Consider the following 13,067-nt stretch of genomic DNA (forward strand, 5'->3'; position numbering starts at 1 on the left):
ATGATCACTAAACGTAAACCTTATCACCGCCCGATGGAGACCGGCTGGTGGATGAAATCCGGTTTTTATCGCTTTTATATGCTGCGCGAAGGGACGGCTATTCCGGCGCTGTGGTTCAGCCTTGAGATGATTGCCGGGCTGTTTGCCCTGCGGCACGGTGCAGAGAGCTGGGCCAGTTTCATCGCGTTTTTACAGCATCCGGTGGTGCTGCTACTGAATCTTATTACGCTGGCAGCAGCCCTTTTACACAGCAAAACCTGGTTTGAACTGGCACCTAAAGCCTCGGTTATTGTTGTGGGCGATAAAAAACTTTCGCCCCGCCCGGTCATCATTGGGCTATGGAGTGTCACGATCGTCATTACCCTGGCGGTGTTGCTTCTGGTGCTGTGGCCTTAAGGAGGAATGAAATGAAAGCACAACCTGTACGCTCCGACGAACCGGTATTCTGGGGCCTATTTGGCGCAGGAGGAATGTGGGCTGCACTCTTTTCGCCGGTGATTGTCCTGGTGGTGGGCCTGCTGCTGCCGCTGGGTGCCGGGCCTGAACACGCCTTCAGCTATGAGCGGGTCCTCCACGTTGCTCAGTCCCTGCCCGGCAGGGTGTTTCTGCTGCTGGCTATCGTACTGCCGCTCTGGTGCAGCCTGCACCGGATACACCACAGCCTTCATGATATGAAAGTCATCCTTCCGGCCGGTAAATGGTTGCTTTACGGCCTCGCCGCTATCCTGACCGTGGTAACGCTTATCGGCATTATCGCGGTGTGAGATCGCTGGCGGCAAGCGGGTGAATCCCCGGGAGCTTACACCAGGTAAGTGACCGGGGTGAGCACGGGTGGCCAACGCGCCTGCAAATTGAAAGATGAAGGGTATATACTGGTGACGATATTCATTGCTAATGGAATACGTATCTATGTCTCTGTGGAAAATGCTCATCGCCGGCGGCACCGCCCTTCTCTCTGTTGCCTGTAATACCACCCCGCCGAAAGGCGTCACGCCCGTTGAAGGCTTCAATACCGATCACTATCTTGGTAGCTGGTATGAAATCGCCCGGCTGGATCACCGCTTTGAACGTGGTTTGCAGCAGGTAACCGCCAGCTACAGCAAGCGCGAAGACGGTGGCCTTAAGGTGGTAAACCGCGGATACAATGAGCAGAAGCAGCGCTGGCAGGAGAGCATTGGCAAGGCCTATTTCACCGGTTCCCCCCGTCGTGGCGCGCTGAAAGTCTCTTTCTTCGGCCCCTTCTATGGCGGGTATAACGTTATTGCCCTCGACGACGACTATCAGCATGCGCTGATCTGCGGCCCGAACAGGAATTATCTGTGGATATTGTCACGCACGCCAACGCTCACCGAATCGGTGAAAGAAGCACTGCTGGCAAAAGCACAGCGTGAGGGATTTGACGTATCGAAGCTGATTTGGGTTAAGCAGAAGTAGATGCGTATGAGGCCGGTGCATGAACACCGGCACACAAATTACTGCGCGGTACGCTGGATGGCCTGACCGCCAGCCGACACGTCCTCTCCCACGCCACGCGTGGTGTTACAGGCTGTGAGCACGGAAGAAAGGACCAGCACCGAAAATATCGCAACAATACTTTTCTTTAACATGACAATTTCCTTTTAAGTAGAAGTAAAGTACAGCGTTTTAAGCATAGCTGTAATTTAGCCACACGCCTCAGAGCCGCGTAGCGAAAAGGAAACTTTAGGAGTATTGAGTTAGCTGGCTACGCGAGAGATAGCACCGCCAAGATGCTGAACGTCCTCGCCGAAACCATGGAAGGTATTACAGGCGCTGAGTGCGCAGGTCATCAGTAATGTTACAGCAATGCGTTTTATCCACTTCATCATCTGCATCCAACCACCTGAAAAATAAGGGCCTGCATCAGAGCAGACCCCCACTATCCCGACTTATTTTACGCGAGAGACGTATTCGCCAGAACGGGTATCAACACGGATAACTTCACCAATCTGCACGAACAGAGGTACTTTCACTACGGCACCGGTAGACAGCGTAGCGGGCTTGCCGCCAGTACCTGCGGTATCGCCTTTCAGGCCTGGATCGGTATCAACGATTTCAAGCTCAACAAAGTTTGGCGGCAGTACCTGAATCGGCTTGCCGTTCCACAGCGTAACGATACATTCGGCGTTGTCCAGCAGCCATTTTGACGCATCCCCAACCGTTTTCTCTTCAACAGGATGCTGTTCAAAAGTTTCAGGGTGCATAAAGTGGTAGAACTCACCATCGTTGTACAAATAGTTCAGGTTAGTATCTACTACGTCTGCGCCTTCGGCAGAATCGGTAGATTTGAACGTTTTCTCAACGCGGGTACCGGTCAGCAGACGACGCATTTTCACGCGTGCAAAAGCCTGGCCCTTACCGGGTTTAACGAACTCGCTTGATTCGATAGCATAAGGTTCGCTTTCGAACATGATTTTAAGACCGGGACGGAAATCGTTGCTAGAATAAGTCGCCATAAAGGCCCTCTACAATTTAATACTGGTACTTAGCCAAAAAAATGGCACACATTGTAACCCTAAACCCCCCTTCGCGAGAAGAATGGTTGCATCAACTTGCGGATGTAATCACCGATCCACATGAATTACTGCGTCTTTTAGGCCTTGATTCGCACCCGGCGCTGACGGCGGGCACTGATGCACGTCGTCTTTTTGCCCTGCGCGTCCCCCGGGCCTTTGCCAACAGAATGCAAAAAGGCGATCCGCAAGATCCTCTCCTGCTGCAGGTCATTACCGCCAGTCAGGAGTTTGTTGATGCTCCGGGCTACAGTACCGATCCGCTGGATGAGCAGAGCAGTGTCGTGCCGGGTCTGTTACATAAATATCGAAACCGTGCGCTGCTGTTGGTCAAAGGCGGCTGCGCCGTCAACTGTCGCTACTGCTTCCGCCGCCATTTTCCCTATGCTGATAACCAGGGCAACAAGCGCAACTGGCAGCAAGCCCTGGAGTATATCCGAGAGCAGCCAGAACTGGATGAGATTATTTTCTCCGGCGGCGATCCGCTGATGGCCAAAGACAGTGAGCTGGACTGGCTGATCGGCGAACTGGAGCGGATCCCTCACATTAAACGGCTCAGATTTCACAGCCGTTTACCGGTGGTTATCCCTGCGCGGATCACCGCTGCTTTTTGTCAGCGGCTGGCACAGTCACGCCTTCAGGTGCTGTTCGTCACGCATATTAACCACGCCCGTGAGATTGACAGTGACCTGCGCGACGCCATGCAGCAGCTTAAACGTGCGGGTGTTACCCTTCTTAACCAGAGCGTACTGCTACGCCATATCAATGATAGCGCGGTTACGCTGGCTGCGCTGAGCAACGCACTCTTCGATGCCGGGATCCTGCCTTACTATCTTCACGTGCTGGATAAGGTTCAGGGTGCCGCTCACTTCTTTGTCTCTGACGAAGAGGCGCGCGCCATTATGCGTCAGCTGTTAACCCTGGTGTCGGGCTATATGGTGCCTAAACTCGCCAGAGAAATTGGCGGCGAACCGAGTAAAACACCGCTGGATTTACAGCTACGTCAGTATTGACCGGTGTGAGCCAGGGACGTGGCTTGGTCTGAGTCTGAGTCTGAGTCTGAAGCGTGAGAGGCTGTGGCTAAGCTTGCCAGGGTGTGGAGCATGAGAGGTGGCGGAAAGCCTGACGGGGCAAAGTATGGGAGGCGATAGAGCTATCCTCCCTTCGACGATGTGGTGCCAGGGCTAATTCAGGGGCACTTATAAACCTGACCGGTCATTTTGCTGTCCAGAGGCGCAAAGCTTGACCAGATATTTTGCGTTGGGCTGGTGGCACCATAAATAACGTTGCCGCCCATTGCTGCTGCACGATTGCGTAAATCATTTGCCGCGCCGCGCAGTGAGCTGCTCTCGCCGCCTGCACCGCTCAGCCAGTTGCTCTGTGAGCCCGTCAGGTTGCCCAGTAGCTGGCATCCGCTCGCGGGCTGTTGGTCGGTGAAGGTGACACGTTCGCCTCCAGCACTCAGCTGGTGTGAACTGCTACAGCCTGTCAGCAGCACTGCCGCGACAGAGAGTCCCAGCAAGACATTAATCCGCATTTTAATCCCCATTATTATCATCAGAGTCTTTCCAGAGCATACCGTGAAACCGGCTGAAGCTCTTGATCACCCGTTGTCCAACAACCCATAAACCGTTGTTCGGATTAGTTCTGGTGCCAATGACTTTACTATTTTCCCCCACAAAAGAAAAACCCCCTGTCAAAGACAGAGGGTTTCTTTTCAAACGGAGGGGGGAATTACATCATTCCGCCCATGCCGCCCATACCACCCATGCCGCCGCCAGCACCTAAATCAGGCGCGTCGCCTTTAGGCAGGTCAGTCACCATACATTCGGTGGTGATCATCAGGCCAGCAACAGAAGCCGCGTACTGCAGCGCAGAACGGGTCACTTTGGTTGGATCCAGAATACCGAAGTCGATCATGTTGCCGTACTCTTCGGTCTGCGCGTTGTAACCGTAGTTACCTTCGCCCGCTTTAACCATGTTAGCCACCACGGATGGCTCTTCACCGGCGTTAGAGACGATCTGACGCAGCGGAGATTCCATGGCGCGCAGAGCAACCTTGATACCTACGTTCTGGTCTTCGTTCTGACCCGTCAGGCCAGCCAGCATCGCAGCAACGCGCACCAGCGCAACGCCACCACCGGCAACCACACCTTCTTCTACCGCTGCGCGAGTGGCGTTCAGGGCATCTTCAACGCGGGCTTTTTTCTCTTTCATTTCAACTTCAGTCGCTGCGCCCACTTTCAGTACGGCTACGCCGCCTGCCAGTTTAGCGATACGCTCCTGCAGCTTCTCACGATCGTAATCAGAGGTCGCTTCTTCGCTCTGCTGACGGATCTGGTCTGCACGACGATCGATGCTCTCTCTTTCACCCACGCCATCAATGATGGTGGTGGTGTCTTTGTTGATCACAACGCGTTTCGCCTGACCCAGATCTTCCAGCGCCGCTTTTTCCAGTTCCATACCAATCTCTTCGGAGATAACGGTACCACCGGTCAGTACGGCAATATCCTGCAGCATTGCTTTACGACGATCGCCGAAGCCAGGCGCTTTCACCGCAGCAACTTTAACGATGCCGCGCATGGTGTTAACCACCAGCGTTGCCAGTGCTTCACCTTCAACATCTTCAGCGATAATCAGCAGTGGCTTACCGGCTTTAGCAACGGCTTCCAGCACGGGCAGCATTTCGCGGATGTTAGAGATCTTCTTATCAGCCAGCAGGATGTAAGGTGATTCCAGCTCAACAGCGCCCGTTTCTGGCTTGTTGATGAAGTAAGGAGAGAGGTAACCGCGGTCGAACTGCATCCCTTCTACTACAACCAGCTCGTCTTCCAGGCCAGTACCTTCTTCAACGGTGATCACGCCATCGTTGCCGACTTTCGCCATAGCCTGAGCAATCAGCTCACCAACGGTTTCATCAGAGTTAGCGGAGATCGTCCCTACCTGAGCGATCGCTTTAGAATCGGCGCAGGGTACGGAAAGGTTTTTCAGTTCAGCAACGGCGGCGATAACGGCTTTGTCGATACCGCGCTTCAGATCCATTGGGTTCATGCCCGCAGCAACGGCTTTCAGACCTTCGTTAACGATAGACTGAGCCAGTACAGTTGCCGTTGTGGTGCCGTCGCCCGCAGCGTCATTGGCTTTAGAAGCAACTTCTTTCACCATCTGCGCGCCCATGTTTTCGAACTTGTCTTCCAGTTCGATTTCACGTGCGACAGAAACACCATCTTTAGTGATGGTCGGTGCACCAAAAGATTTATCCAGAACCACGTTACGGCCTTTCGGGCCCAGGGTAACTTTTACTGCATCTGCCAGTACGTTCACGCCACGGAGCATTTTTACGCGTGCGTCATTACCGAATTTTACGTCTTTAGCTGCCATCTTAAATATCCCTTAAATTCGTTTCGTTCAGTGAGGTTCGCGGAAAATTACGCTTCAACAATCGCCAGAATGTCGCTTTCAGAGATGATCAGCACATCTTCGTTGTCGATTTTTTCCGTTTTGGCGCCGTAGCCTTCATTAAAAATGACGACATCACCCACTTTCACGTCGAGCGCTTTTACGTCGCCGTTGTCAAGGAGTCGGCCATTACCGACAGCAAGCACTTCGCCACGGGTCGATTTACCCGCCGCGGAGCCGGTCAGCACAATGCCGCCCGCTGATTTAGATTCCACTTCTTTACGCTTGACGATAACACGGTCGTGCAGAGGACGAATTTTCATTGATAGCTCTCCTTTGAGAAGTCCAATCAGTCTTTTTTGGGATGAAAGCCGGGCTTCAGTGGCACCGGCCTCGTGACGGAAGAGATAGGGACGCGCAGGGAGGCTTTCAAGGGGAAAAAAATAAAAATTTTGCTTTTGCGTAACGATTGCACAATTTGTAAGCGTAAGATCCCTAAGAGAAAGGCGGTTTCCCGCCTTGCACCTCATTTACGACGGTCACCGTCACCGCGATCGTGTTCGATAAGCGTAGACCCCTTACGCTCATACTCGCCGTCAACGGTCACGCCGCCGTCGTTCGCCCCGCCCTGCCCCCGCCACACCCGCAGATGAGGCATCAGCTTAAGCGTCAGGCGCTTCTGCACCGGTGGCAGCAGCAGCAGTAATCCCAGGAAATCGGTGAAAAATCCGGGCAGCAGCAGTAAAAAACCCGCCAGGATCAGCGAGACGCTTTTGATCATCTCCGCCGCCGGGCTTTCACCCATCTGGAGTTTCTGCTGCATCAGGACAATGTTTTTCATCCCCTGATTTTTAACCAGTGAGATACCAATCAGCGAGCTGAATACCACCAGCACCAGCGTCAGCAGTACGCCCAGCACGTGTGCCACCTGAATGAAAATGCTTATCTCAATCCAGGCGAGAACAAATAAAACTAAAAACGGTAACCAGCGCACCGCAGTCTCCTGTTTGTCAGGGCCGCCCCGCGTACTGCGCGGCGGCAAAATAGAGATCGTAACGATCGTAGTTCAGTGTAATGGGGGCTGTGCGCGACCTTTTCAACCGTAACGCACCCGGTTAAGGGTTATGGACGATATGCGATACAGCTCACATTGCGTCTGACTCAGTTGAAAATTAACGTATTTTTTTTGATCTGCGTTCAGGCTTTCACACGCCAACAGAATATGATCGTGCTCCGCCCAGGGCAAACGGATAAAATATTGCCCTAAGAGTTCCCAGCCAGACAATCATGATGATTGAATGGGTAACTACCTGAAAATCACGCATTTGAAAGGTGCGCACAACGTTAAGAAGGTTCACATGGCTGATAAGATTCGTATCGAAGAAGACCTGTTAGGTATGCGTGAAGTGCCGGCGGAAGCTTATTACGGCATTCATACTCTGCGGGCGATAGAAAATTTTTACATCAGTAACAGTAAAATTAGTGATATCCCTGAGTTTGTGCGCGGTATGGTCATGGTCAAGAAAGCAGCCGCGATGGCGAATAAAGAGCTGAAAACCCTGCCTCGTGACATTGCGAACAGAATTATTCAGGCCTGTGATGAAGTGCTCATCGACGGCAAATGCCTGGATCAGTTCCCGGTTGACGTCTATCAGGGCGGCGCAGGCACTTCAGTTAATATGAACACAAACGAAGTCCTGGCGAATATCGGGCTGGAACTGATGGGCCACCAAAAGGGCGAGTACCAGTTCCTTAATCCCAACGACCACGTCAATAAATGCCAGTCAACTAACGACGCCTACCCCACCGGTTTTCGCATTGCGGTTTATACCTCCATTCTGACGCTGCTGGAGGCACTCGGTCAGCTCAGCGCAGGCTTTGAGCGTAAGGCCACTGAGTTTAATACCATCCTCAAAATGGGGCGCACTCAGCTACAGGACGCCGTGCCAATGACGCTCGGGCAGGAGTTTCACGCCTTTAACGTGCTGCTGAATGAAGAGATCAAAAGCATTCTGCGCACCGCCGAACTGCTGCTGGAGGTTAACCTGGGTGCCACGGCAATCGGTACGCGATTAAACACCCCGGAAGGTTACCAGCAGCTGGCGGTGCAAAAGCTGGCCGAAATCAGCGGTCTGCCCTGCATTCCGGCAGAGGATTTGATTGAAGCCACCTCCGACTGTGGCGCCTACGTGATGGTGCACAGTGCGCTGAAACGCCTGGCCGTTAAGCTCTCCAAAATCTGTAACGATTTGCGCCTGCTCTCCTCCGGACCCCGTGCGGGCCTGAATGAAATCAACCTGCCCGAATTGCAGGCAGGCTCATCGATCATGCCAGCCAAGGTGAATCCAGTGGTGCCCGAGGTGGTTAATCAGGTGTGCTTTAAGGTGATTGGCAACGATATGACCGTGACGATGGCGGCAGAAGCGGGCCAGCTGCAGCTGAATGTAATGGAACCGGTCATCGGGCAGGCGATGTTTGAGTCTGTGCATATCCTGACCAACGCCTGTTCAAACCTGCTGGAGAAATGCGTTAACGGCATAACGGCCAATAAAGCCGTATGCGAAGCCTACGTGTTTAATTCCATCGGTATTGTTACCTACCTGAATCCCTACATTGGTCACCATAACGGCGACATTGTTGGCAAAATTTGTGCTGAAACGGGTAAAAGCGTGCGCGAGGTGGTGCTGGAGCGCGGCCTGCTGACCGAGGCAGAGCTGGATGATATTTTTTCCACCCAGAACCTGATGTTCCCGGCATACAAAGCGAAACGCTATACCGATGAAAATGAGGAGTAGTTCATGATCGTGCCGGAGTTAATTGTCGTCCTGATGGCGATTTATCTGGGCGCACGCCTCGGCGGGCCAGGTATCGGCCTGGCGGGCGGCGTGGGGATGTTGGTTCTTACGCTGGGATTCCACATCCGGCCCGGTGCCATTCCCTTTGATGTGATTGAAATTATTATGGGCGTGATTGCCGCGATTGCGGCAATGCAGGTGGCCGGGGGCATGGATTACCTGGTGAGCCTGGCCGAACGGCTGTTGCGCAGGCATCCCCGTTACATCACCTTTCTCGCGCCGCTGGTGACCTGGTTTATGACTATGCTGGCAGGCACGGGACATACCGCGTTCTCAACCCTGCCGGTTATTGCGGAAGTGGCGAAAGAGCAGGGCGTACGCCCTTCCCGCCCGCTGTCGATAGCCGTCGTCGCTTCGCAGATAGCCATTACCGCCTCACCCATTTCGGCCGCCGTGGTATTTCTGGCCGGGATACTGGAACCTGTCGGCATCAGCTATCTGGGCTTGCTGTCCGTGGCTGTTCCCTCGACGATGATCGCCATTTTCCTGGCGGCGTTAGTGACTAACTTCCTCGGCAAAGAGCTTAAGGACGATCCCGTATACCAGGAGCGCCTGGCAAAAGGCGAAGTGAGCCAGCGCGGGGCCAGCGTGCTGGAGGAAAAGCCAGGCGCGAAACTTTCCGTGCTGCTGTTTATCGTCGGTATTATCGCCGTGGTGCTCTATGCGACCGCCATTAGCGATACCGTCGGGCTAATCGCCAATCCGGTATTACCGCGCAATGAGGCCATCGTCATCTTTATGCTGACCACGGGCGCGTTAATCTGTCTGACCTGCAAGGTGGATGCAACGCGTATTCTCTCTGCCAGCACCTTTAAGTCCGGCATGAGCGCCTGTATTTGCGTGATGGGCGTGGCGTGGCTGGGCGATACCTTTGTTAAGGCGCATCTGTCAGAGATTCAACAGGTCGCTGGCGATCTGCTGGTTGAGTTCCCCTGGATGCTGGCGGTGATCCTCTTTTTTGCTTCCACGCTGCTTTATTCACAGGCCGCCACAACCAAGGCGCTGATGCCTGCGGCGCTGCTGCTGGGGGTCTCCCCCGTAACCGCCGTGGCATCCTTTGCTGCCGTGTCGGCCCTGTTTATTCTGCCCACCTATCCCACGCTGCTGGCTGCGGTGGAAATGGACGATACCGGCTCCACGCGCATTGGAAAATTCGTTTTTAATCACTCCTTTATCATCCCAGGTACGCTGGCTATCTGCCTTTCCGTACTGTTTGGCTTTATCTTCGGCCATCTGTTTTTGTAGCGCCTTTCAGGGCCGGAACTTTCTGGCCCTCTTTTTTTCCCGCTTAACCGCGTTACATCCTGAAAATGTTCCTGACCCGACGTCATGATATAGTGCGCTGCATCCGTATACGGATTACCCAACGTGCGCCCACAACCACGCCCGGACGCCGGTTGTTATTTAATTAAACATGGAAAGAGCGGTTTCATCCTATGGCCCAGCGTATTACCACATTACTCTTTTTGCTGTTAACGATCCTGCTTAGCCCGGTCGCTAACGCGTCGCTGTTCAGCAGTCCGGCTAAAACGCTTTTTGGCACGGTTAATCAGGCGTTTAGCTTTGATTTCTCTCAGCAGGCAAACACGTTAACCCTTAGCTGGCAGATTAAGCCCGGATACTATCTCTATCGTCAGCAGATCAGCATTACTGCACATGGCGCGACCCTCAGCGACTGGGTACTGCCAGCAGGAAAAGCGCATGAGGATGAGTTCTACGGTAAAACCGAGATCTACCCCGAGAACCTTACTCTACCGCTACAGCTGCTGCGGGCCGATAAGGGCGCCACGATTACCGTCACCTACCAGGGATGTGCGGCGGCAGGGTTTTGTTACCCGCCGGAGACGCGCACCGTTCCCCTGAATCCGGTGCTGGCAGCTGGCAGCGGCTCTCCCTCAGCCTCGCAGGCATCCAGTGCGCCGCTAAAGTCGTCTGCGATTGCCTCTTCACCTGCGGATACGAAAAACGTTAACGCTAACAGTACGGCGGATCCCTCTTCGCCTGCTGATGCGGTACACGTTACCGCTAATGCTGCTGCACATCCTTCTTCACCTGCTGGTGCCAACGCGTTGCCTTTCTCCGCCCTGTGGGCGCTGCTTATCGGCATTGGCGTTGCGTTTACCCCCTGCGTACTGCCGATGTATCCCCTTATCTCCGGGATCATCCTCGGCGGCAGTCGTCGGTACTCCCTGCTGCGCCTGTTTGCGCTGGCCGTGGCCTACGTACAGGGTATGGCGCTGACCTACACGGTGATGGGCGTCATCGTCGCCGCAGCGGGATTGCGCTTTCAGGCTGCGTTGCAGTCACCGATCGTACTGATGGCTTTGGCGGTACTGTTCACCCTGCTGGCCCTGTCAATGTTTGGCCTGTTTACCCTGCAAGTTCCCGCATCGGTGCAGACGCGTCTGACTCTGTGGAGTAACCGTCAGCAGGGCGGCTCGCTGCCCGGCGTCTTTTTGATGGGCGCGCTGGCAGGGCTGATTTGCTCCCCCTGCACCACCGCGCCGCTCAGCGCGATCCTGCTTTATATCGCCCAGAGCGGCAATATGCTGGCCGGTGCCGGGACGCTCTATCTCTATGCGCTCGGCATGGGGCTGCCGCTGATTGCCGTAACGCTGTTTGGTAACCGCCTGCTGCCTAAGAGCGGTATCTGGATGCAGACCGTTAAAGAGGGTTTTGGTTTCGTTATTCTCGCCCTGCCGGTTTTTCTGCTCGAACGCATCGTCGGCGACGCCTGGGGACTACGACTGTGGAGCGGGCTGGGCGTTGCGTTCTTTGCCTGGGCATTTATCAGCCTGAAATCTTCGCATGGCTGGCTGAGAGTGGGACAAATCGCGATGCTGGCGGCGGCGCTGATCGTCGCCCGCCCCTTGCAGGACTGGGCGTTCGGGCCTGGTACTGCCCCTCAGACGGCCGCGCATCTCAGCTTCACGCAACTTGATGATGTAAAGGATCTCGACGCGTCTTTACAGCAGGCTAACGGGCGCATCACCATGCTCGACCTCTATGCCGATTGGTGTGTTGCCTGTAAAGAGTTCGAGAAATACACTTTCCGCGATGCACAGGTGCAGACCCGGCTGAGCGCATTACAGCTGCTTCAGGCCGATGTCACGGCTAACAGCCCCAAAGAGCGTGAGCTGCTTGAGCATCTACAGGTACGCGGCCTGCCGACTATCCTGTTTTTTGATGCCAACGGCCATGAGATCCCGCATTCCCGCATTGCGGGCTATATGGATGCCCCGGCATTCCAGCAGCATTTGCAGAAACTGACGCAGTAAACGACACTGGGAAATGATTTCCGGCTGAAGCCGGAAAAATGCATACAAGAGGAGAGTCACTTGCAACGTGAACAGGTACTCGAGCATGCACTGAGTGTACTCGAGCAAAATGGCCTGGCCCCCACCACTTCCTTTGCCATGATGGCAGAAGCCGTGGCGTGTCAGGAGCAGGATATCAAACGTTTCTGGCCGGACCGTGAGGCATTACTGTATGACGCCCTGCGATATCACAGCCAGCAGGTTGATACCTGGCGGCGCAAACTGCTGCTGGATGAGACGCTCAAACCCGAGCAAAAGCTGCTGGCTCGCTATGAAATGCTGGCCGAAGCCGTAAACAATAACCGTTATCCCGGCTGCCTGTTTATCGCCGCGTGTAGCTTTTATCCCCAGCCCGAACACCCTATTCATCAGGTCGCTGACCAGCAAAAGCGCGCATCCTGGCAGTACACGCACGATCTGCTGAGTGAGCTACAAACGGATAATCCCACGCTGGTCGCCCATCAGATGGAACTGATCCTCGAAGGGTGCCTGAGCCGCCTGCTGGTAAAGCGTAAGGTGCAGGAAGTGGAGATTGCACGCCTGCTTGCAGAAGATGTGCTGAATTTCGCGCTATGCCGTAAGAATGGCGCACTCACCTGAGCAATATTTTGCCAGGCTGGATGAAAAGCAGTCACTCAAACGGGTTTTAACGGATTTTTGTGACAAAGCCGTTGACGAAGGACGGCCTTTACGGTTTAATGCGCCCCGTTGCCCGGATAGCTCAGTCGGTAGAGCAGGGGATTGAAAATCCCCGTGTCCTTGGTTCGATTCCGAGTCCGGGCACCACTATTCCAAACCCTCGCTTATGCGGGGGTTTTTGCTTTCTGGCCCCTGTGGCGCATCAGCTTCTCCGTGGTGACCTGACGTGTTCCGATGACCTTCCCCCGCACTCCTGATAGCTTATTCCGCTCAGTCTCTCTATGATTAAAAGGTTTCCCACGCGCTTGTCGGGGATTATCAGCGAG

15 protein-coding genes and 1 tRNA gene are annotated in these 13,067 nt (G+C 54.3%); 9 read left to right on the plus strand and 7 right to left on the minus strand.

What is annotated here, in order from left to right; all coding sequences use genetic code 11:
* The 3 genes from frdC (at position 1) to AC4PCC_RS19390 (ending at position 1,434) form a co-directional block, all read left to right on the plus strand.
* Positions 1–396 (plus strand): fumarate reductase subunit FrdC, encoded by a 396-nt coding sequence (frdC, locus tag AC4PCC_RS19380; protein WP_067704269.1) that lies wholly within the window; start codon positions 1–3, stop codon positions 394–396.
* A gap of 11 nt (positions 397–407) precedes the next feature.
* The gene (gene frdD, locus AC4PCC_RS19385; protein WP_492125607.1) at positions 408–764 is read left to right on the plus strand and encodes a fumarate reductase subunit FrdD; all 357 of its coding nucleotides are present in this window, start codon (positions 408–410) and stop codon (positions 762–764) included.
* A gap of 145 nt (positions 765–909) precedes the next feature.
* Positions 910–1,434 (plus strand): lipocalin family protein, encoded by a 525-nt coding sequence (locus AC4PCC_RS19390; protein ID WP_492125608.1) that lies wholly within the window; start codon positions 910–912, stop codon positions 1,432–1,434.
* A gap of 38 nt (positions 1,435–1,472) precedes the next feature.
* On the opposite strand, the gene AC4PCC_RS19395 is transcribed toward AC4PCC_RS19390, so the two are convergent.
* The 3 genes from AC4PCC_RS19395 to efp all read right to left on the minus strand — a co-directional run bounded on the left by AC4PCC_RS19395 (position 1,473) and on the right by efp (position 2,474).
* Positions 1,473–1,607: an entericidin A/B family lipoprotein gene (locus AC4PCC_RS19395; protein WP_492125609.1), complete on the minus strand. Its 135-nt coding sequence runs from the start codon at positions 1,605–1,607 to the stop codon at positions 1,473–1,475.
* A 108-nt stretch (positions 1,608–1,715) separates the two neighbouring features.
* Positions 1,716–1,847, minus strand: coding sequence for an entericidin A/B family lipoprotein (locus AC4PCC_RS19400; protein ID WP_067704643.1), 132 nt, complete (start codon positions 1,845–1,847; stop codon positions 1,716–1,718).
* A gap of 60 nt (positions 1,848–1,907) precedes the next feature.
* Positions 1,908–2,474 carry an elongation factor P gene (gene efp / locus AC4PCC_RS19405; RefSeq protein ID WP_067704280.1) on the minus strand — a complete coding sequence of 189 codons (567 nt, stop codon included), beginning with the start codon at positions 2,472–2,474 and terminating at the stop codon, positions 1,908–1,910.
* Positions 2,475–2,515: 41 nt separating this feature from the next.
* On the opposite strand from efp, the gene epmB reads away from it, so the two are divergent.
* Positions 2,516–3,544, plus strand: coding sequence for an EF-P beta-lysylation protein EpmB (gene epmB / locus AC4PCC_RS19410; RefSeq protein ID WP_067704281.1), 1,029 nt, complete (start codon positions 2,516–2,518; stop codon positions 3,542–3,544).
* Positions 3,545–3,720: 176 nt separating this feature from the next.
* Here epmB and AC4PCC_RS19415 read toward each other — a convergent pair whose 3' ends face one another.
* The 4 genes from AC4PCC_RS19415 to AC4PCC_RS19430 all read right to left on the minus strand — a co-directional run bounded on the left by AC4PCC_RS19415 (position 3,721) and on the right by AC4PCC_RS19430 (position 6,924).
* Positions 3,721–4,068: a DUF4156 domain-containing protein gene (locus tag AC4PCC_RS19415; protein ID WP_345830098.1), complete on the minus strand. Its 348-nt coding sequence runs from the start codon at positions 4,066–4,068 to the stop codon at positions 3,721–3,723.
* 197 nt (positions 4,069–4,265) lie between these two features.
* Positions 4,266–5,912 carry a chaperonin GroEL gene (gene groL, locus AC4PCC_RS19420; protein WP_345830096.1) on the minus strand — a complete coding sequence of 549 codons (1,647 nt, stop codon included), beginning with the start codon at positions 5,910–5,912 and terminating at the stop codon, positions 4,266–4,268.
* A gap of 47 nt (positions 5,913–5,959) precedes the next feature.
* Positions 5,960–6,253 carry a co-chaperone GroES gene (locus tag AC4PCC_RS19425; protein ID WP_067704283.1) on the minus strand — a complete coding sequence of 98 codons (294 nt, stop codon included), beginning with the start codon at positions 6,251–6,253 and terminating at the stop codon, positions 5,960–5,962.
* A gap of 203 nt (positions 6,254–6,456) precedes the next feature.
* On the minus strand, positions 6,457–6,924 hold the full coding sequence (locus AC4PCC_RS19430) for an FxsA family protein (RefSeq protein WP_492125610.1): 468 nt from the start codon (positions 6,922–6,924) through the stop codon (positions 6,457–6,459).
* Between the two features lie 364 nt (positions 6,925–7,288).
* On the opposite strand from AC4PCC_RS19430, the gene aspA reads away from it, so the two are divergent.
* The 5 genes from aspA to AC4PCC_RS19455 all read left to right on the plus strand — a co-directional run bounded on the left by aspA (position 7,289) and on the right by AC4PCC_RS19455 (position 12,888).
* A complete protein-coding gene (gene aspA, locus AC4PCC_RS19435; RefSeq protein WP_492125611.1) occupies positions 7,289–8,725 on the plus strand; it encodes an aspartate ammonia-lyase in 1,437 nt (478 codons plus the stop codon).
* A gap of 3 nt (positions 8,726–8,728) precedes the next feature.
* A complete protein-coding gene (locus tag AC4PCC_RS19440; RefSeq protein WP_345830090.1) occupies positions 8,729–10,030 on the plus strand; it encodes an anaerobic C4-dicarboxylate transporter in 1,302 nt (433 codons plus the stop codon).
* A gap of 191 nt (positions 10,031–10,221) precedes the next feature.
* A complete protein-coding gene (locus tag AC4PCC_RS19445) occupies positions 10,222–12,063 on the plus strand; it encodes a protein-disulfide reductase DsbD (RefSeq protein ID WP_492125612.1) in 1,842 nt (613 codons plus the stop codon).
* A 60-nt stretch (positions 12,064–12,123) separates the two neighbouring features.
* On the plus strand, positions 12,124–12,702 hold the full coding sequence (locus AC4PCC_RS19450; protein ID WP_067704289.1) for a transcriptional regulator: 579 nt from the start codon (positions 12,124–12,126) through the stop codon (positions 12,700–12,702).
* A 110-nt stretch (positions 12,703–12,812) separates the two neighbouring features.
* A tRNA-Phe gene (locus tag AC4PCC_RS19455) sits at positions 12,813–12,888 on the plus strand.
* Positions 12,889–13,067 lie beyond the last annotated feature (179 nt).

This window comes from Erwinia sp. L03-1 (assembly GCF_058686115.1).

Coding starts and splice junctions, on each gene's coding strand:
- frdC (WP_067704269.1), top strand. CDS start 1: ATGATCACTAAACGTAAACCTTATCACCGCCCGATGGAGACCGGCTGG.
- frdD (WP_492125607.1), top strand. CDS start 408: ATGAAAGCACAACCTGTACGCTCCGACGAACCGGTATTCTGGGGCCTA.
- AC4PCC_RS19390 (WP_492125608.1), top strand. CDS start 910: ATGTCTCTGTGGAAAATGCTCATCGCCGGCGGCACCGCCCTTCTCTCT.
- AC4PCC_RS19395 (WP_492125609.1), bottom strand. CDS start 1,607: ATGTTAAAGAAAAGTATTGTTGCGATATTTTCGGTGCTGGTCCTTTCT.
- AC4PCC_RS19400 (WP_067704643.1), bottom strand. CDS start 1,847: ATGATGAAGTGGATAAAACGCATTGCTGTAACATTACTGATGACCTGC.
- efp (WP_067704280.1), bottom strand. CDS start 2,474: ATGGCGACTTATTCTAGCAACGATTTCCGTCCCGGTCTTAAAATCATG.
- epmB (WP_067704281.1), top strand. CDS start 2,516: ATGGCACACATTGTAACCCTAAACCCCCCTTCGCGAGAAGAATGGTTG.
- AC4PCC_RS19415 (WP_345830098.1), bottom strand. CDS start 4,068: ATGCGGATTAATGTCTTGCTGGGACTCTCTGTCGCGGCAGTGCTGCTG.
- groL (WP_345830096.1), bottom strand. CDS start 5,912: ATGGCAGCTAAAGACGTAAAATTCGGTAATGACGCACGCGTAAAAATG.
- AC4PCC_RS19425 (WP_067704283.1), bottom strand. CDS start 6,253: ATGAAAATTCGTCCTCTGCACGACCGTGTTATCGTCAAGCGTAAAGAA.
- aspA (WP_492125611.1), top strand. CDS start 7,289: ATGGCTGATAAGATTCGTATCGAAGAAGACCTGTTAGGTATGCGTGAA.
- AC4PCC_RS19440 (WP_345830090.1), top strand. CDS start 8,729: ATGATCGTGCCGGAGTTAATTGTCGTCCTGATGGCGATTTATCTGGGC.
- AC4PCC_RS19445 (WP_492125612.1), top strand. CDS start 10,222: ATGGCCCAGCGTATTACCACATTACTCTTTTTGCTGTTAACGATCCTG.